Genomic DNA, 18180 nt, shown 5'->3' on the forward strand with positions numbered 1-18180 from the left:
TGTGCTGACGGTTGGCCAAGTTCGGCGATCCTCCTCAATGACGGCGGCACTCTAGCGATTTCGCCAATCGGGAGCTAGAGGAGCGATCTTGATAGTTGCAGCCTTCTCGACGGCAAACGTTCGTGCCGTGACGATACTTTGTGTGGTCGGAGGTTCTGTTTTCTTGGCCATACCGGTCATTGACCCCTACGACTCCCGGAGCGCCCCGGCCGCCTTCAAAGCCGCCGAAGATCGGTTCTCGACGCCGAGCTTCGCATAGATCTGTTCGAGGTGCTTGTTGACGGTCCGAGGCGACAGGCCGAGGATCTCGCCGATGTCCTTGTTGGTCTTGCCGCGACCGATCCAGAGAAGCACCTCCGCCTCACGCGCCGTGAGGCCGAAGCTGGATTTCAGGAGATCGGCTTCGCCCGCTTCGCTGCGGGCGAGCCGGTAGAGACGTTCGCCGGGCCCGGCGGACCCCACCGGTGCCAGGAGAATGGGAGGAGCGCCCGGTATTTCCACCTCGAGAGGGCCTTCGCCGTTGGCGGCGACCGCTTCAATGGCATCGGCAACTCCGAGATCGTCGATGAGACGGCTTGCCTGGGGTGTCGCCCAGACAACGCGGCCATCGATGCCTAGCGCCACGAGGTGACGGCCTGCCGCGTCGAGAGCCGATTGCGCGGAGAGACTGGCGCGGGCGTTGGCAAGATGGACCCGGATGCGTGCCTTGAGCTCGTCGAGATCGATGGGCTTGGTGAGATAGTCGACACCGCCGGAGGCAAGGCCACGGACGATATGTTCGGTCTCGGTCAATCCCGTCATGAAGATCACCGGCACATGGGCGAGCGCGGGCATGGACTTCAACGACCGGCAAGCTTCGAAACCGTCCATTTCCGGCATCACTGCATCCATGAGGACAACGTCGGGCGTCACCCGACCGGCGATCGCCAGTGCCTGACGGCCGGACGTGGCAACCAGCACGATGACGCCCTCGGCTTCCATGGCTTCTGTCAGGAAGCCGAGCGTCTCAGGGCTGTCGTCGACGACGAGCACGGTGTCGCGGGTTTGGGTCATGACGAGGTCATTTTCTCAAGGGTGGCGGAGAAGCTGGCAAGGTCGAAGGTGGCAAGATGGGCGCCGAGAGCCGCGATCGCCGCCGCGTCGGCATCGGTCTCGGCGAGCGCGGCAAGCTTGCTTTCCAGACCGCGCACGTAGCCGATTTCGGCCAACGATTTGAGCTCGGCGAGGTCGGCGGCGGAGAACGTCACTTTGTTCGTGCTCGTCTCCCTGGACGCGCCCTCGGCCAGGTCGTTCGCCTCGATGAAAGTCAGGTCCAGGTGACGGCTCAGCCGGTCCAGAAGGTCGGCGAGCGAGAAGGGTTTGGCCAAGAGATCGTCGTGACCGAGATCGCTGGCTGGCATCGCGCCATCGCCGATGTTGGCCGATAGCATGACGATCGGCGTCCTGATGCCTTCGGCCCTGAGCCGGCCAACGAGCTCCCAGCCCGTCATGCCGGGCATGCGAATGTCGACGAAGAGGATGTCCGGCCGAGTCGTTTCCAGGAAGGCGATGCAATCCTCGCCGCTGGCGACCGTCAGGACGGCAAAGCCGAGCGGCGCGAGCATTTCCACCATCATGTCGCGATGATCGGCATTGTCGTCGACCACCAATATCGTCCGACGCGGTCCGACATAACCGGTCACGGGGCGGTCGCCGTCGACGGCCGCCGCTCCAACCACAGCGCCGAGCATCAGACGAACACGAAATGTGGTGCCCGTGCCGGGCGTCGAAGTGAAGGCGATGTCGCCGCCCATGGTCTCGACGAGCAGGCGGGTGATGGTGAGGCCAAGCCCGAGACCCGGCACATTGGTCGAAGCCGCCTGCCTGCCGCGCTCGAATGGCTCGAACACGCGCCGCTGATCGTCTTCCGGAATTCCCATGCCGGAGTCCGCCACCGTGAACCGCGCCACCTGATTTCGGTAGTCGACCGTGAGGGTGACCGTGCCGCTCGGCGTGAACTTGATGGCGTTGGACAAGAGGTTGACCAGGACCTGACGCAGACGCTTTTCGTCGGTACGGACCACGGCTGGCAGGTCGGCGGCGCGGCTGGCGTGGAAGGCCAGTCCCTTGGCTTCGGCCTGTAGGGCGAACATGCCTTCGATCTGGTCGAGGAGATCGTGGATGCGCACGTCGGTCAGGCGGATGCGGAAGCGACCAGCTTCAATGCGGGAGATGTCCAGGAGGCCGTCGATTAGGCCCGACAGGTGCTCGGCCGAACGCCGGATCACGCTCACGGCGTTGCGCCGCCCGCTTTCAATGGCGGGATCGCGTTCGAGGATCTGGGCGTAGCCGAGGACGGCATTGAGCGGCGTACGCAACTCGTGACTGAGACCGACGACGTAGCGGCTCTTGGCATCGCTGGCCGCTTCCGCCTTCTCCTTGGCTTTCTGAAGCTCGGCGTCGGTTCGTCTGTGCGCGGCGATTTCCTGAAAGAGGGCCTGGGTCTGGCGGGCGCTTTCCTCCTCGGCGACGGCGCGCGAATCGCGGGCCAGCACGAAGAACCAGACGACTATCCCGATGACGACCGAGAAGACGAAGAACACCACCGCGAGCGTTCTGCCGATCAGAGCCGCCTCCTGGGGATGATCGATCGCCGCCTGATGGTAGACGAACCACATGATGAGACCGGACAATGCCGCCCAGAGCGACAGTTCGGTCAGGTAGCGGCCGAGGCGGGTGTTGGCGGCCGCGATGAGCGGCCGGGGCAGCAGACGCTCCAGCACGGCGCGGGTCTGTGCGCCGAGCCGCGCCTTTGGCTTGCAGCGGTCGTGGCAACGGGCATCGAGCGAACAGCAGAGCGAACAGATCGGAGCCTGATAGGCCGGGCAGTAGGACATGTCCTCCGCCTCGAAGTCGTGCTGGCAGACCGAGCAGGTCAGCGTCGGCGCCAGCGCATAGGACCGGCGAGGCTTGCGGGCGAGATAGAAACGTCCTCCGGTCAACCAGGCGATCAACGGCGCGACAACGAAAGCGACGCCGAGTGCCACGAACGGAGCGAAGGCCTCCGCTACTGGCCCGGTGAGACCGACATGAGCGAGCAGCCCAGCAAGGGCCGCCACCGTCATGGCGCCGACGCCGACCGGATTGACGTCCCAGAGATGCGCCCGCTTGAACTCGACGCCGGGCGGGCTGAAACCGAGCGGCTTGTTGATGAGGAGGTCGGCGGAAATGGTCGATAGCCAGGCGACGGCGACGATCGCGAACACGGCTAGCGTCTGCTCGAGTGCCTGGTAGATGCCGATTTCCATCAGCAGCAGGGCGATAGAGACGTTGAACACCAGCCAGACCACGCGACCGGGGTGGCTGTGGGTGAGGCGCGAGAAAAAGTTCGACCAGGCGAGCGATCCCGCGTAGGCGTTCATCACATTGATCTTGAGCTGCGACACCACCACGAAGGCGGCGGTCAGCAAATAGAGCCAGGTTCCCTCCGGTAGCACGTAGCCGAAGGCGACGGCGTACATGCGCGCCGGCTCGGCCGCGTGCTCGACCGGCACGCCGCTTTCCAGCGCCAGCACCGCGAGGAAGGAGCCGGCGATCATCTTGGGAACGCCAAGCACCACCCAGCCGGCGCCGGCAAGGAACACCGCCACGAGACGCCGCCGACCGGATCCGGGCAAACGCGCCGGCAGAAAGCGGAGAAAATCGACCTGTTCGCCGATCTGCGCCGTCAGCGCCAGTATTACGGCGCTTGCTGCGCCAAAGGCGACGAGATGGAACCCACCGGCGGCTTCTCCATCCCGACCGGGAAAGGTTGCCCAGTCGGCGAAGCTGGCGCCGTCGGAAAAGGCGATGAAGACGAAGGGCAGGATGTTGAGGACGATCCAGACCGGTTGCGTCAGGATCTGGAAGCGGCTGATCCAGGCAATGCCGTGGGTGACCAGCGGAATCACCAGAAGCGTGGAGACGATGTAGCTGATCCAGAGTGGCAAGCCGAGCGCCAGTTCCAGCGCCGTCGACATGATCGACGCCTCGATGGCGAACAAGATGAAGGTGAAGCTGGCGTAGATCAGCGATGTGATCGTCGATCCGATGTAGCCGAAGCCGGCGCCGCGGGTCAGAAGATCGATGTCGACGCCGTGGCGGGCGGCGGTGCGGGCGATCGGCCATCCCACGACAAGCATGGCGAGGCTGGCTGCGACGATGGCGGCGACGGCGTTCACCGTACCGTAGGATAGCGTGATGGCCCCCCCGATTGCCTCCAGCGCCAGAAAGGAGATGGCGCCGATGGCCGTCTGGGCGACGCGCTCCTGCGACCAGCGCCGGGCCGACTTTGCCGTAAAGCGGAGCGCATAGTCTTCCAGCGTTTCGTCGGCGACCCAACGGTTGTACTGGCGCCGGATCGGAATGATGCGCTGCCGCGCCGCCATGCGCTCCGTTCCCCTCTTCTGCGCCACCATATGCGGCAAACTGCCCGCTTTTCCGGCAGATGGTTCGGCGCGATCGTGATCATTTCGCCCGTCTGCCGGCCTTCGAGGCGGCGGGCGGTCCTCCCTGCGAGTGGTGTGCAGGGTTCGTGCCGGTTCGGCGGCGGGTTTACGTCAATCGACGTATAGGGTGTCCGGCCGGCTTGGTCGAAAGTCGAAGCGAAGGCCAGATGGGGCAAGGGGCCTCGGCCGACAGACAAAAACGGGGAACCACAGATGTCGCAGATCTTCGATCGGCGTCGCATGACGCTTGCTGCCGTTCTCGGCGCTCTTCTCGCTTCCACGGCGTCCGGCTACGCCGCCGAAGACACCATCAAGGTCGGCGTGCTGCACTCGCTGTCCGGCACGATGGCCATTTCCGAAACGACCCTCAAGGACACCGTCCTCTATCTCATCGACGAGCAGAACAAGAAGGGTGGCGTACTCGGCAAGAAGCTTGAAGCGGTGGTTGTCGATCCGGCGTCCAACTGGCCGCTGTTCGCCGAAAAGGCGCGCGAACTGATCTCGCAGGACAAGGTCTCGGTGGTGTTCGGTTGCTGGACGTCGGTCAGTCGCAAGTCGGTGCTGCCGGTGTTCAAGGAGCTCGATTCGATCCTGTTCTATCCCGTCCAGTACGAGGGCGAGGAATCGGAGCGCAACGTCTTCTACACGGGCGCAGCTCCCAACCAGCAGGCCATTCCCGCCGTCGACTACCTGATGAACGAGGAGGGCGTGGAGCGCTGGGTGCTGGCCGGCACCGACTATGTCTATCCGCGCACCACCAACAAGATTCTCGAGGCCTATCTCAAGGCCAAGGGTGTTGCCGCCGACGACATCATGATCAACTACACGCCGTTCGGTCACTCCGACTGGCAGTCGATCGTCGCCGACATCAAGAAGTTCGGATCGGCTGGCAAGAAGACAGCCGTCGTCTCGACCATCAACGGCGACGCCAACGTGCCCTTCTACAAGGAGCTCGGCAACCAGGGCATCAAGGCCGAGGACATCCCGGTCGTCGCCTTCTCCGTTGGTGAAGAGGAGCTCGCCGGCATCGACACCAAGCCCTTGGTCGGCCATCTCGCCGCCTGGAACTATTTCCAGTCGGTCGACAGTGAAGCCAATGCCACCTTCATCGACGGCTGGCACAAGTTCATCAAGAACGACAAGCGCACCACCAATGATCCGATGGAAGCCACCTACATCGGCTTCAACGCCTGGGTGAAGGCGGTCGAGGCGGCCGGCACCACCGACGTCGATCCGGTGATCGACACGCTGGTCGGCACCACCGTGCCCAACCTCTCCGGCGGCTACGCCACCATCATGCCGAACCACCACATCACCAAGCCGGTGTTGATCGGTGAGATCCAGGATGACGGCCAGTTCGAAATCGTCTCCGAAACGGCGCCGGTGGTTGGCGACGAATGGTCGGACTACCTCGAAGGGTCCAAGGATCTGATCTCCGATTGGCGCAAGCCTCTGTCCTGCGGCAACTTCAACGTTGTCACGGGCAAGTGCGGCGGCAGTTCCTGACTTCTGCGCCTCCCGTCCGGGGCTGCCCCTGGCCCCGGACGGATCTTCGCCGACGGGAGCGTCCGACGATCAGGTTGCGTTCATCCAACCGACGGCGGCCGCTCAAGCGGACCGAAACGGATTTGCCATGAGTTTCCTGCGCCTCCTCGCCATTCTCTCGGTCTTGGCTATCGGGCTTCAGCCAGCGTTTGCCGGTCGTGTCGACGATGCCGAGCTGTCGTCGCGCGTCACCGCGCTTGGCTCCGGCGGGTTCGATGAAGTTGAAAAGGCCATTGCCGACCTCGCTGCCACCGGTGACGACCGAGTGCCTGCGATCCTCGACCACCTCGGTGAAGGCGAGTTGATGGCGCGCAAGGCCGACGGTGCGGTGTTCCTGGCCGAGAAGGCGGGAAAGGACTATCGCCTCACCGATCCGGTGACCGGCGCCGACGCCGGGCTGACGCCCAAGGCGACCGTCGAGAAGATAAGGGTCAACAACCGGCTCCGGCGCGCCATTTCATCGGCGGTGGGAGCCTTGACGCTGATGAGCCCCGATTCGGCGGTGCGAAGGGCAGCGGCCGAGGCGGTGATGAAGTCGGCTGACGTCGCGGCGATTCCGGCGCTTGATCGGGCGATCGCCGAGGAGACGGTGGCCGACATCCGTGCGACGATGCTGGCGGCCAAGGCCACGGCGTTGCTTGCTTCCGATGCTTCGGAGGCCGAGAAGCTGGACTCCATCGCCGCCATTGCCGATCTGGGTGGCCGCGATGCCCTTGGTTTCCTGTCCGGCTACACGTCCGCCGATGGGGCGGTCGGCGAAGCTGCCCGCAAGGCCGCGGCGGCGATCGAAAGTCGGCTCATGTTGTGGGATGTCGGCCAGAATCTCTGGTACGGCCTTTCGCTCGGCTCGGTGCTTCTGCTCGCCGCCATCGGACTTGCCATCACCTTCGGCGTGATGGGCGTCATCAACATGGCGCACGGCGAAATGGTGATGCTCGGCGCCTATGCCACCTTCACGGTGCAGGAGGCGATCCGCACCTTCTGGCCGGGTCTCTTCGACTACTCGCTATTGATCGCCCTGCCGGCCGCCTTCCTGACCGCCGCGCTCGCCGGCATCCTGATCGAACGGTCAATCATCCGCTGGCTTTATGGTCGCCCCCTCGAAACGCTGCTCGCCACCTGGGGCGTGTCGCTGATCCTGCAGCAGGCGGTACGCTCGATCTATGGCGCCAACAATCGCGAGGTCGGCAATCCCTCTTGGATGTCCGGCTCCTTTGCTCTGGGCGACATCCAGATCACCTGGACAAGGCTCTGGATCATCCTGTTTGCGCTTGCCGTTTTCCTGGCGCTGCTCGCCGTGCTGAAGCGTACCCGGCTCGGTCTCGAAATGCGGGCCGTGACGCAGAACCGGCAAATGGCCGCTGCCGTCGGCATCCGCACCCCGCTGGTCGATGCGCTGACCTTCGGTCTCGGTTCGGGCATCGCCGGCCTCGCCGGCGTGGCGCTCAGCCAGATCGACAACGTGTCGCCCAACCTTGGGCGCGGCTACATCATCGACAGCTTCATGGTCGTGGTGTTCGGCGGCGTCGGCAATCTCTGGGGTACCCTGGTGGGGGCGCTGACGCTCGGTGTCGCCAACAAGGTACTGGAGCCCTATGCCGGCGCGGTGCTCGGCAAGATCATCCTGCTGCTGGCGATCATCCTGTTCATCCAGAAGCGGCCGCGCGGTTTGTTCGCCCTCAAGGGCAGGGCGGTGGAAGCATGATCACGTCCTTTCTCATCGACAGCCTGGATCGGCGAGGGCGCGTTGTCGTGGCGCTGCTCGTCGCGCTGGCCCTCCTGGTTCCGGCAGGCAATCTCCTTGTTCCGCAAGAGAGTGCCTTTCACGTCTCCACCTATCAGCTCACGCTCTGCGGAAAGTACCTGACCTATGCGCTCCTGGCGCTGTCGGTCGATCTCGTCTGGGGCTATTGCGGCATCCTGTCGCTCGGACACGGCGCTTTCTTCGCGCTCGGCGGCTACGCCATGGGCATGTATCTGATGCGGCAGATCGGCTCGCGTGGCGTCTACGCCGACCCGGTGCTGCCCGATTTCATGGTCTTTCTCAACTGGAAGGAGCTGCCCTGGTTCTGGCAGGGCTTCGACATGGCCTGGTACGCTTTCCTGATGGTGGCGCTGGTACCGGGTGTTCTTGCCTTTCTGTTCGGCTGGCTGTCATTTCGCAGCCGTGTCACCGGCGTCTATCTGTCCATCATCACCCAGGCGCTCACCTATGCGCTGCTGCTTGCTTTTTTCCGCAATGACATGGGGTTCGGCGGCAACAACGGCCTGACCGACTTCAAGGATATCCTCGGCTTCCCGATCCAAGAGCCCGGGACCCGGGCGGCGTTGTTTTCCGCGTCGGCGCTGATGCTGGCGCTCGGCTTCGTCATCGCCTCGGCCGTCGTCCGTTCCAAGCTCGGCAAGGTTTTGATTGCCATCCGCGACGCCGAGAGTCGTACGCGATTCATCGGCTATCGGGTCGAGCGCTACAAGCTGTTCGTCTGGACGCTCTCCGCCGTGATGGCCGGCGTTGCCGGGGCGCTCTACGTGCCGCAGGTCGGCATCATCAATCCTTCCGAGTTCGATCCTGCGGCCTCGATCGAAGCGGTGATTTGGGTGGCGGTTGGCGGTCGGGGAACGCTGGTCGGCCCGCTGATCGGGGCCGTGGCGGTCAATTTCGGCAAGACCTGGTTTACCGGCGTTCTTCCCGAGGTCTGGCTCTATGCGCTTGGTGCGCTGTTCGTGGTGGTGACGTTGTTCCTGCCGCGCGGCATCGTCGGCCTGTGGGAGACGATGGTGGTCGGACGACCGAAACCGGCAAAGGAAATCGATGAGGCGGGCGAGAAAGCGGGAGAGGCGGCATGACCGGCAAGGCGGAAGGTTCGCTTCTCTATCTCGATGACGTTTCGGTATCCTTCGACGGCTTCAGGGCGATCAACCGGCTGTCGCTGGTCCTGGAGCCGGGCGAAATGCGGGCGATCATCGGACCCAACGGGGCCGGCAAGACCACGATGATGGATATCATCACCGGCAAGACGCGCCCCGACACCGGCGACGTGCTGTTTGACGGTTCCGTCGACCTTACTCGCCTCGACGAGGCAACCATCGCCAACCTCGGCATTGGCCGCAAGTTCCAGAAGCCCACGGTTTTCGAGAGTCACACCGTCGAGGACAATATCGCGCTGGCGCTAAAGGGCCGGCGTGGTGCCTTCGCCTCGCTGTTTCATCGCCGCTCGGTTGCCGAGCAGGGTCGCATCGACGCTTTGCTCTCTACCATCCGGCTTTCCGACAAGCGCGATCTTCTGGCGGCTCGCCTGTCGCACGGCCAGAAGCAATGGTTGGAAATCGGCATGCTGCTGGCCCAGGAACCGCGCCTTCTCCTGGTCGACGAGCCGGCCGCCGGCATGACCGACGCCGAGACGGCAGAAACGGCGATCCTGCTCAAGGAGATCGCCAAGACGCAGTCGGTGGTGGTGGTCGAGCACGACATGACCTTCGTTCGCGCCCTTGGCGTCAAGGTGACCGTGCTACACGAGGGCTCGGTGTTGGCGGAGGGATCGCTCGATGCCGTATCGGCCAATCCGAAGGTGATCGAGGTCTACCTTGGGCGGTGAAGGACCGGAAACAATGCTGAACGTCGAAACCGTCGACCTCCATTATGGCGCCGCCCAGGCGCTCAGAAAGGTGTCGCTGTCCGCCGCCGCGGGGCGCGTCACGGCCGTGCTCGGCCGCAATGGCGTCGGCAAGACCTCCCTGATGCGAGCGATCGCCGGCCTGCAAGCGATCTCGGCCGGTGCGATTCGCCTGGATGGCGGTGACCTGACGGGTCTGTCGCCCTACGAAAGGGTGAGGCGCGGCGTTGCGATCGTTCCTCAGGGGCGCGAGATCTTCCCTCTCCTGACCGTGGAGGAAAATCTTCAGACCGGGTTCGCCATGCTGAAACGGGCCGATCGCTACGTGCCCGACATGATCTATGACCTGTTTCCGGTCCTGAAGGACATGCTGCGTCGGCGTGGCGGCGATCTTTCCGGCGGGCAGCAGCAGCAGCTCGCCATCGGCCGGGCGCTGGTGACGCGGCCGCGTCTTCTCGTGCTCGACGAACCGACCGAGGGCATCCAGCCGTCGATCATCAAGGACATCGGCCACGCCATTTCCTTCCTGCGCCGCCAGGGTGACATGGCGATCGTGCTGGTCGAGCAGTATTTCGATTTCGCCAGGGATCTCGCCGACGATTTCGTGGTCATGGACCGCGGCGAAATCGTGATGTCCGGCAATCGCGACAACATGGACGAGGAAGCGGTTCGCGGCAGAATCGCCGTGTGATCGTCGCCTAAGACTGACGCGGTCTTGAAAAGCAGCCCGGAGCGTGCGATTCCCTGCATGGACATCCCGATGCAAGCGGAAGCCCGGGGGCGTTATGCGACTGACTAGCTATTCCAACTATTCGCTTCGGGTGCTGCTGGCAGCCGCCGCTCGTTCGCCACGCCTGACCACGATCAGGGAAGTCTCCGAGGCCTTCGATCTGCCGCAGTCGCATCTCGTCAAGTGCGTCCATCAGCTCGGGACCTGGGGTTATCTCGAGACCGTGCGGGGCAATCGAGGCGGCTTCCGCCTCAATCGGCCAGCCGAGTCGGTGGTGATTGGCGAGGTGGTGCGCCTTACCGAGGATGGCCTTTCGGTGGTGGAGTGTCTCGACCCTGAGACCAACACCTGCCCGCTGACCGATCGCTGTCGCATGAGCCAGGTGCTCCGCCGGGCCACCGACGCTTTCCTCGATGTGCTCGATCGGTTGACCCTCGCCGACGTCGCCGGCAACGAGGCGGAGTTCAGGGCTCTGCTCGATGGCGCTTCGTCGGCGAAGCCGGTTCGGGGTGCCGCATGTGGCGACGAGCTGCTCGTCGCTCGCGCCTGACTGTTTTGCTCGCCCATGGGGCGGCTTTCCCGGACTTACGCGATCTCCGGCGCATGCTGGTGGGTGTGATCTATCAGGATGTCCGCGACGGAAATGGCCGCCAGTTCGTCCCTCATCGCCTGGTAGGCTTCGGTGCATGCGGCGGCGAAGGAACAGTTCCGGCAGGCGGTTGCATCGACTCGTCCGCAGATGCGCATGTCGTCTTCCGGTTCGAACAGGTCGATCACCGATAGCACTGAAATCTTCTCCGCCGGCCGTCCGAGGCGATAGCCGCCGCCGCGCCCTCGACGGCCGACCAGAAGACCCGCGCGGGCAAGCGCATTGCAGGAACGGGTGACACGCGCCTCCGGCATGCCGAGCCGGTTGGCCATCTCCGGAAGCGTCACCGGCTCGCCGTCACCGCAGATCATCAGGATTCGAAGGGCGCCGTGGGTCACGGCGTTGATTTTCATGGCGACCTTCCTCCAAAGGTATATTGACTGTATAGCTTTATATCGCTAGTTCTGTCCATGTCGATTGTCGGAGGGGGAATCCGACGGTCCGCCGGTACCAACCGGCCACGGGGGTCGCAAAGATGATGGTCGTTCACGCCGTCGCTGTCGGTGATTGTTGCCGGAAGCGAGCGGTCGACGCTGCCTGTTCGCCCTCCGGATCGATGAGTTCTGCCCTCCGCCGGCCTGCCGGCGACGCGGCGAGCCCTTGAGGAAGAACACGGCGGTCCGAGCGCGGCAGGCGCTCGCGGACTGCCTTCGCTGAGAGGATGTCGACCATCATGTTCGATCAGACATTCGTGGAGTTGTCGCGCTGGCAGTTCGCCGCCACGGCAATGTACCACTTCATCTTTGTTCCGCTGACGCTGGGGCTCACCTGGCTGCTGGTCATCATGGAAACCGTCTATGTGATGACCGGCAAGGAAATCTACCGGGACATGACCAAGTTCTGGGGCAAGCTGTTCGGCATCAATTTCGCCCTCGGCGTCACGACCGGCCTCACCATGGAGTTCCAGTTCGGTACGAACTGGTCCTACTATTCGCATTATGTGGGCGATATCTTCGGTGCGCCGCTGGCCATCGAAGGCTTGATGGCCTTCTTCCTCGAATCGACCTTCATCGGCCTGTTCTTCCTCGGATGGGACAGGCTTACCAAGCGGCAGCATCTCGGGGTCACGTTCCTGACCGCGATTGGCTCGAACCTGTCGGCTCTCTGGATTCTGGTCGCCAACGGCTGGATGCAGAACCCGGTGGGTTCCATCTTCTCTCCCGAGACGATGCGCATGGAGATGCAGTCGTTCGCCGAGGTGCTGTTCAATCCGGTGGCTCAGGTCAAGTTCGTCCACACTGTCGCGGCCGGTTACACCACCGCTTCGATGTTCGTCCTTGCCATTTCCTCCTGGTATCTCCTGAAGGGGCGTGATGTCGCCTTCGCCAAGCGTTCGTTCGCCGTCGCTGCCGGCTTCGGCCTTGCTTCCTGCCTTTCGGTCATCGTGCTCGGTGATGAAAGCGGCTACGAACTCGGCGACGTGCAGAAGGTCAAGCTTGCCGCGATCGAAGGCGAGTGGGAGACGCAGCCGGCTCCGGCGGCCTTCAACCTGATCGGCTTCCCCTCGCAGGAGGAGAAGACCACGAACGGGGCGATCGAGATCCCGTATGCCCTCGGCCTTATCGCCACTCGGTCACTCGACAAGCCGGTGCTTGGCCTCAACGATCTGCGTGAGCAGCATCTCGCCCGAATCCGTTCGGGTCAGGAAGGCTACGCGGCGATGATGAAGATCCGTGGCGGCGACACGACGCCGGAAACGCGCGCCGTGTTCGACGCTCATGCCAAGGACATCGGCTTCGGACTGTTGCTGAAGCAGTTCGTCGAGGATCCGGCCACCGCTACCGAAGAGCAGATGCAGGCTGCCGCCGACAGCACCATTCCCAAGGTCTGGCCGCTGTTCTGGGCCTTCCGCTTCATGGTTGGCTTCGGCTTCATCATGCTGATCATCTTCGCTTCGGCCTTCTACGTCAGCGCCCGGCGCAGCCACGAGAAGAATCGCTGGTTGCTCAAGACCGCGTTGTGGGCCCTGCCATTGCCTTGGCTTTCCTGCGAACTTGGCTGGTTCGTCGCCGAGTTTGGTCGCCAGCCCTGGGCAATCGGCGAAGTGCTGCCGACCTTCCTCGGGACATCGAGCCTCACCACCACCGACCTGATCTTCTCGTTGACCGGCTTCCTGGTGCTCTACACCGGCCTTCTGGTGATCGAGGTCTATCTGATGTTCAAGTTTGCCCGCCTCGGCCCGAGCTCGCTCGGCACTGGCCGCTATCACTTCGAAACTCAGATGCCGGACTCGATCCGCGTCGCTCCGGCAGAATGAGGAAACCACCATGTTCGATTATGAAATCCTGAAGTTCATCTGGTGGATTCTGGTCGGCGCCCTGCTGATCGGATTTGCCATCACCGACGGCATGGACATGGGCGTGGGCTCGCTCCTGCCCTTCGTCGCCAAGACCGACGCCGAGCGGCGAATCGCCATCAACACCGTCGGCCCGCACTGGGACGGCAATCAGGTGTGGCTGATCACCGCCGGCGGTGCCATCTTCGCTGCCTGGCCCGCCGTCTACGCAGCCGCCTTTTCCGGCTTCTACATGGCGATGCTCCTGGTGCTGTTCGCCCTGTTCTTCCGGCCCGTCGGCTTCGACTACCGCTCGAAGCTCGACAATCCGAAGTGGCGCAGCGCCTGGGATTGGGGTCTGTTCGCCGGTGGCGCCATTCCGGCGCTGATCTTCGGCGTCGCCTTTGGCAACCTGCTGCAGGGCGTGCCGTTCCATCTGGACGAACTTCTGCGCGCTCATTACCAGGGCTCGTTCATCTTTGCCCTGCTGCCGCTGCTCAATCCCTTCGCGCTCTTGGCCGGCCTGATCTCGCTGGGCATGCTCGTCGTACACGGGGCCATCTGGTTGCAGCTGCGTGCTTCCGGAGACGTCGCTGCGCGGTCGCGGGCTCTGGCGGTTCGGCTGTCGCCCGTGGTTGCGGTGTTGTTTGCAGTCGCTGGCGTCTGGGTCTGGCTCGGCATCGACGGCTATCGCATCGTCTCGCAACCGCCGCTCGACGCCATGCCCAACCCGCTCAACAAGCAGGTCGTGGTGGCGTCCGGCGCCTTGCTGGACATCTACACGACGATGCCCATCGCGATGCTGGCTCCGGTCATCGGTCTGCTCGGGCCGCTCCTGACCGCCCTGCTGGCGAAAGCCGACCGCTCTGGCTTTGCCTTCGTCACGTCGGCGCTCGGCATGGCGGGCATCATCGGCACTGCCGGCCTCTCGATGTTCCCCTTCGTGATGCCGTCGAGCCTCGACCCGAACTCCAGCCTGACCGTGTGGGACGCCACATCCAGCCACCTGACGCTCAACGTCATGTTCTGGGCCGTGGTGATCTTCCTGCCGATCGTGCTCGCCTATACCGTCTGGTGCTACTGGCGGATGTGGGGACGCGTCACGGCGGAGGAAATCTCCACCCGCTCGCACTCGGCCTACTGACATAGGAGAACGGACAATGTGGTATTTTGCCTGGATCCTCGGTGTCACCGCTGCTGCTGCGATCGGCGTGATCAACGTGATGTGGTTCGAATTCCAGGACGGTCTCGACATCGACGCGTCCAAATGACACAGCCCGGCGCGGCGGCCCTCCCGCCGCGCCACCGGGCCGGCGCGGTTGTCCCGCCCCCGTGCCGGCCACCTTTCCAGTCGCGCCCATGTGAAAGCAGCCACCCTTGCGGTTTCGGTCGGCGCATGGCAATCCGGCTTGGCCCATTTCAAGCTCCGGTCCATTCCTTTTCGCATGAGCAAACCCGAGACCCTTCTCGAAGACCTTTCGGCCAGCGTGCGAAAGGAGACGGCGCTGCTTCTTGCCGCTGCCGTTTTCGAAGGGCTGTTGGGGGTGGGCGCTGCTTTCCTTACCGCCCGTGTCATCGATGCCGCGGTCTTTCACGGCGCCGACCTTGCCGCCGTCCTTCCCACCTTGGCTCTGCTTCTCGCCATCGCCTTGCTTAAGGCGCTCCTGGGCTATGCCGGCGCGCAGATCGGTTTCACCGTTTCGGCCAGGGCCAGGCAGAGCCTGTTCGCCCGGTTGCTCGATCACGTCGCGGCACTGGGACCGGTGCGACTCTCCGGCACGGCCACCGGTGATGTCGCGACGACGCTGACGGATGCCGTTTCCGGCATCGAGCCCTATTGGCGGCAGTGGTTGCCCGCGACCGCGACCGTCGCGGTGCTGCCGGTCGCGATCCTTCTTGTGGTCCTGCCTGTCGACTGGAGATCGGCGGTGGTTTTTGCCGTGACCCTGCCGTTGCTGCCCCTGTTCATGGTGCTGGCCGGGCGCTCGGCCGAACGGGCCAACCAGCGGCAGTGGGCTTCGATGGCTCGGCTCGGCGGCCATCTTCTCGACGCGGTTGCCGGCCTTGCCGATCTTGTGCTGCTCGGCGCTGCCAAGCGCGAGGTGGCGCTAGTCGCTCGAACGGCCGAGGGTTACCGGCGCGAGACCATGAAGGTCCTGCGCCTCGCTTTTCTGTCGGCGCTGGTTCTTGAGTTTTTCGCTACCGTTTCCATCGCTGTGACGGCGGTGCTGATCGGCTTCCGGCTTCTCTGGGGTGAGATCGCCTTTGTGGACGGCCTTACCGTGCTTTTGCTCGCTCCGGCGTTCTATGCGCCACTCAGGACGCTGGGCACCGAACGGCATGCGCGGATGGAAGCGGTGGCCGCCGCCGAGCGACTTGCCGATTTTCTGGCGCGTCCGGCGTCTGGGCGATCCGGCAACGAGCCTTTCGCCGCCGCCGCCGCGGTTTCGGTTCGCTTCGAAAACGTCTCGGCTGGCTACGGAAATGGGCGTCTTGCCCTTGATGGGATCAGCTTCGAGGTTCGGGCGGGCGAACAGGTTGCGCTCGTCGGTGAGAGTGGCGCCGGCAAGTCGACGATACTGTCGTTGATCGCTGGATTCCTGGAGCCCACGTCGGGGACGATCCTGATCGACGGTCGCCCGCTCGCATCCCTTGATCTCGACGATGTCCGGCGTCGCATCGCCTTTCTGCCGCAGCGCGCCTTCCTGTTCGACGCTTCCGTCGCCGACAACATCGCGATGGGTCGCTCCGGCGACGTCGGGGCCGCGCTGCGGGCGGCCCGTGCCGACGAGTTCGTTGACCGACTTCCCAATGGCGCAGATAGCCGGCTGGGTGAGGGCGGGGCCGGCCTGTCGGGCGGGGAGATGCAGCGGTTGATGCTGGCCCGTGCCTTCTTTGCTCCGGCACCGCTTGTCTTGATGGATGAGCCGACCGCTCACCTCGACGCCGCCACCGAGGCGGTGGTGGGTGAAGCGATCGCCAGACTGTCCGATGGCCGCACGCGGCTTACCATCGCTCATCGCCTCAAGACCGTGGAGGCCGCCGATCGGGTGTTGGTGCTCTCCGCCGGGCGGCTTATCGAAGAAGGAAAACCGGACGAGCTAAGGGCGCGAGGCGGAGCATTCGCCACCATGCTGGCAACGCTGGATGGCGGAGGCTCGGCGTGAGAGATCTGTTCCGCCTCCTCGGTCTCTATCGGCGACATGTCGGATGGATCTTGCTGTCGATGCTGGTATCGCTCATCGCGACGCTCGCCAACGTCGGACTGATGGCGGCATCCGGCTGGTTCATCACCGCCATGGCTGCTGCCGGCCTTGCCGGCGTCACGATGAACTATTTCACCCCGGCGGCGATCATCCGGGGGCTGGCCATCCTGCGCACCGGCGGCCGCTACATCGACAGGGTGATCGGACACGAAGCAACGCTGCGCCTTCTCGCCGACACCCGTACCCATCTGTTTGCCAAGATGGTGCCGCTCGCCCCGGCAGCGCTCGACGACCTCCGGTCGGGCGACCTGCTTGCGCGGCTCAAGGCCGACATCGACCGGCTGGAGCTGACGTTCCTGCGGCTTCTGTCGCCGTTGGCGGTCGCCGTGCTGACGCTTGCCGCTGTTGGACTGGTGCTCTTCCTGCACGACGGGATACTATCGGTGGGCGTCATTGCGGTTCTCGCCGTGTGCGGTCTTCTGGCGCCAGCGCTTGCCGCCGTGGCGGCGGCCGGTCCGGGACGCGCACTGACAGCGCGCTCCGCCGACCTTCGTCGCCTGGTCGTCGACGATCTTTCAGGCCTGATGCCCCTCATGATCGTGGGCGCGTTCGCCGAGCATCGCGACCGACTTGTTGAGGCGATGGCTTCGCTGGTCGAGGTCGAACGCCGCCTTGCCCGTCGGGCGGCTTTCGGGCAGGCGTTGGGCCGGCTCTCGGGGGATCTGGCGCTGATCGTGGCGCTTGTCATAAGCGTGCCGCTTGTGGCTGCAAGCCGGATGGACGGGCCGAATCTGGCTATGGCCGCGCTGTTGTCCCTGTCGGCGGCCGAGGCCTTCATGGGGTTGCCGGCGGCTTTTCTCGGCGTTGCGTCGACGCTGGCGTCGGCGCGGCGGCTTTTCGCCATTCTCGACCGCAAGCCGCCAGTCATCGAGCAGGCCATTCCCCGGGAGTTACCCCAACGGCGTGATCTCCGTCTTGAGGGCCTGACGCTCCGTTATCCCGGAAGCGCACGACCGGCGCTCGATCGCATCACTCTCGACATCCCCCAGGGCAGCCGCGTGGCGCTTGTCGGAGAAAGTGGCGCCGGTAAGTCCTCAGTGGCGGCCCTGCTCGCTCGGTTGCGGGATCCCGACGCCGGCGAGATCCTGCTGGGCGGTGTCGCGATCAAAGAACTCACACTGGCCGACGTTCGCCGGACGATCGGGGTGGTGGCCCAGAAACCGCACCTCTTCACCGCGACGCTCGAGGACAATCTCCGCCTTGGCCGTCCTTCGGCGACAGCTGAGGAGCTCGCCGCCGTTCTCGAGGCAGCCGGGCTGACCGATTTCGTCGCCCGGTTGCCGCAGGGACTTGCGACGCCCATCGGGGTCGCGGGAACAACGCTATCGGGAGGAGAGGCGCGTCGCGTCGCCATCGCCCGCGTTCTGTTGCTTGCGCCGGACATTCTCGTCCTCGACGAGCCGGGCGAAGGGCTCGATCCGGAGACGGAGGCCGCCGTCCTCGATCGTGTGCTCGACCGGATGGTCGGCCGAACGGTAGTCCTGATCACCCATGCTCGCGCCGCGCTTCACCGCATGGACAGCGTGGTGGAGCTCGACCGCGGCCGGATCGTCGGGAATCGAACGACCGTCACCGTCTGACGGAGGATCTGGCGCTTGTGCGCGCATCTCCGTCATGCTATGGGGCGACGAACCC

General features: G+C 64.4%; 14 protein-coding genes. 11 read left to right on the forward strand and 3 right to left on the reverse strand.

The annotated features are described in order from the left end of the window. Positions 1-186 precede the first annotated feature (186 nt). Both M4J40_RS19355 and M4J40_RS19360 read right to left on the reverse strand, forming a co-directional pair. Positions 187-1053, reverse strand: coding sequence for a response regulator transcription factor (locus M4J40_RS19355; RefSeq protein WP_251756042.1), 867 nt, complete (start codon positions 1051-1053; stop codon positions 187-189). Continuing rightward, a complete protein-coding gene (locus M4J40_RS19360; protein ID WP_251756043.1) occupies positions 1050-4406 on the reverse strand; it encodes an ATP-binding protein in 3357 nt (1118 codons plus the stop codon). Before M4J40_RS19360 ends, M4J40_RS19355 begins: the two co-directional genes overlap by 4 nt. 300 nt (positions 4407-4706) lie before the next feature. Here M4J40_RS19360 and urtA point away from each other — a divergent pair, with 300 nt between their 5' ends. The 6 genes from urtA (at position 4707) to M4J40_RS19390 (ending at position 10905) form a co-directional block, all read left to right on the forward strand. After that, a complete protein-coding gene (gene urtA, locus M4J40_RS19365) occupies positions 4707-5972 on the forward strand; it encodes an urea ABC transporter substrate-binding protein (protein WP_405030773.1) in 1266 nt (421 codons plus the stop codon). Between the two features lie 127 nt (positions 5973-6099). Next, a complete protein-coding gene (urtB, locus tag M4J40_RS19370) occupies positions 6100-7716 on the forward strand; it encodes an urea ABC transporter permease subunit UrtB (protein ID WP_251756045.1) in 1617 nt (538 codons plus the stop codon). Then, positions 7713-8858 carry an urea ABC transporter permease subunit UrtC gene (gene urtC / locus M4J40_RS19375; protein WP_251756046.1) on the forward strand — a complete coding sequence of 382 codons (1146 nt, stop codon included), beginning with the start codon at positions 7713-7715 and terminating at the stop codon, positions 8856-8858. Before urtB ends, urtC begins: the two co-directional genes overlap by 4 nt. Continuing rightward, positions 8855-9607 (forward strand): urea ABC transporter ATP-binding protein UrtD, encoded by a 753-nt coding sequence (gene urtD, locus M4J40_RS19380; protein WP_251756047.1) that lies wholly within the window; start codon positions 8855-8857, stop codon positions 9605-9607. Before urtC ends, urtD begins: the two co-directional genes overlap by 4 nt. A gap of 13 nt (positions 9608-9620) precedes the next feature. Next, positions 9621-10316 carry an urea ABC transporter ATP-binding subunit UrtE gene (gene urtE / locus M4J40_RS19385; protein ID WP_251756048.1) on the forward strand — a complete coding sequence of 232 codons (696 nt, stop codon included), beginning with the start codon at positions 9621-9623 and terminating at the stop codon, positions 10314-10316. Between the two features lie 94 nt (positions 10317-10410). Further along, on the forward strand, positions 10411-10905 hold the full coding sequence (locus tag M4J40_RS19390) for an Rrf2 family transcriptional regulator (protein ID WP_251756049.1): 495 nt from the start codon (positions 10411-10413) through the stop codon (positions 10903-10905). Between the two features lie 35 nt (positions 10906-10940). On the opposite strand, the gene M4J40_RS19395 is transcribed toward M4J40_RS19390, so the two are convergent. After that, on the reverse strand, positions 10941-11357 hold the full coding sequence (locus M4J40_RS19395; RefSeq protein WP_251756050.1) for an Rrf2 family transcriptional regulator: 417 nt from the start codon (positions 11355-11357) through the stop codon (positions 10941-10943). Positions 11358-11677: 320 nt separating this feature from the next. On the opposite strand from M4J40_RS19395, the gene M4J40_RS19400 reads away from it, so the two are divergent. The 5 genes from M4J40_RS19400 (at position 11678) to cydC (ending at position 18125) form a co-directional block, all read left to right on the forward strand. Continuing rightward, on the forward strand, positions 11678-13261 hold the full coding sequence (locus M4J40_RS19400) for a cytochrome ubiquinol oxidase subunit I (protein ID WP_251756051.1): 1584 nt from the start codon (positions 11678-11680) through the stop codon (positions 13259-13261). Positions 13262-13271: 10 nt separating this feature from the next. After that, entirely contained in the window at positions 13272-14423 is a 1152-nt protein-coding gene (gene cydB / locus M4J40_RS19405; RefSeq protein WP_251756052.1) for a cytochrome d ubiquinol oxidase subunit II, read from the forward strand. A 16-nt stretch (positions 14424-14439) separates the two neighbouring features. Next, on the forward strand, positions 14440-14550 hold the full coding sequence (gene cydX / locus M4J40_RS19410; protein WP_026791399.1) for a cytochrome bd-I oxidase subunit CydX: 111 nt from the start codon (positions 14440-14442) through the stop codon (positions 14548-14550). A gap of 174 nt (positions 14551-14724) precedes the next feature. Beyond that, on the forward strand, positions 14725-16446 hold the full coding sequence (gene cydD, locus M4J40_RS19415) for a thiol reductant ABC exporter subunit CydD (protein WP_251756053.1): 1722 nt from the start codon (positions 14725-14727) through the stop codon (positions 16444-16446). Next, positions 16443-18125: a thiol reductant ABC exporter subunit CydC gene (cydC, locus tag M4J40_RS19420; RefSeq protein WP_251756054.1), complete on the forward strand. Its 1683-nt coding sequence runs from the start codon at positions 16443-16445 to the stop codon at positions 18123-18125. Before cydD ends, cydC begins: the two co-directional genes overlap by 4 nt. The last annotated feature ends 55 nt before the right edge of the window (positions 18126-18180 follow it).

The organism is Pleomorphomonas sp. JP5, from assembly GCF_023721815.1.
GTDB lineage: Bacteria > Pseudomonadota > Alphaproteobacteria > Rhizobiales > Pleomorphomonadaceae > Pleomorphomonas.